Source organism: Pseudomonadota bacterium, from assembly GCA_022361155.1.
Lineage (GTDB): Bacteria > Myxococcota_A > Polyangia > Polyangiales > JAKSBK01 > JAKSBK01.
Genome location: JAKSBK010000283.1, coordinates 1 through 1223, shown reverse-complemented (window position 1 = coordinate 1223; position 1223 = coordinate 1). Strand labels below are relative to the sequence as shown.

Sequence of the window (1223 nt, the reverse complement as noted above, 5' to 3'; positions counted from 1 at the left end):
TTGCGCCTTCAACCGGGCCGCTTCCCCGTTCTGCGTGGCAGCTCTATAGCGATCTTCAGGACAGCGGCTTTCAGGTCGCGCTGCTGGGCGGCTCCGACAATCGCTGCTGGCAAAAGCAGATCGGGATGGTGCGCACGCGCTTTCGCGTCGACGGGGCGCTGAGCTTCGACAAGTACCTGGACGCGATCAAGCGGGGTCGCACCGTGGTCGTTGCGGGCGCCCGAGATGCAGCAGGCAAGGACGACTGGGCCGACCTCGAGATCGAATGGCACTCGGGATTCTCGCCGAGCGGTTCGGCCGCTATTGGAGACACGTACCATGTGGGTGACGACGAGGACCACCACACGTTCCGGCTTAGAGCGCATCTTTTGAGGCCCGGGCCGGTTCAGATCTTGTGGAACGGAAAGGTCTGGTTCGAGACGCAGGCTGCTGCCGGGCCCCTGAATATCACGTGGCCGAGCACGACGCTCGAGAACATGCCGAGCGGGTGGGTGACCGTGCGCACCCCCCGCGCTCAAACGAGCCCGATCTACGTGATCGTGCACAGCAGGGCGATTTGGGATCCTTTCAGCGGGAGCCTTCCACAATTCCGCCCCGACCCGCAGGCGCCGTGCCGCATGGCGCGGCACGTATTCCAGCTGTTGGGCGGCACGCCGCCTAATCCACCACACGGCAGCCTCTGGTGGCAGATCAGAGAGCGGTACAACGCTGCACTGACCGAGTACCAAAGGCGTGCCGGGGGGCCGGCCTTGTGCAATCCGGCAGTGCAGACCAATCCGCCGCCTCCCACGCCGCCGCCCAACGACGAGAGTGCCGAGTACCCGAACACCTTTCCGGGCTTGCCGCTGCCGCCGGACACCTTCACCAAAAGGATCACCGGCCGCATCGGCCACCCGGGCGACCAGGACCACTTTTTCGTTGCCACCAGCTGCCCGCCCAACACGACCCACATGCGCGCCCGCGTCACGCTTCGAACCCTGGTCAAGGCGAATCAGCCGCCATCGGCGATCAGTTTCTGCTGGTCGGATGGTCCCACGCGCTGCCGGGTTGGCGCGATCACCAGTTTTCGTGACGAGGATACGCCCCCGGGTGGCGGGATCACCATAAACGTCCCGCTCGATGTTGCGTGTGCCTCCGCCGGCCAGCCGTTCCGGCTCGACATGATGGTGACCGGCGGCTCGAGCGACATCTACTCGCTCTTCTACTCGGTGGAAGGGACCAAC

1 protein-coding gene is annotated in these 1223 nt (G+C 65.2%); it reads left to right on the top strand.

Going from position 1 to position 1223, the window contains the following annotated elements:
* On the top strand, positions 1–1223 hold a 1223-nt coding region (locus MJD61_10745; protein ID MCG8555746.1), incomplete at both ends, for a hypothetical protein.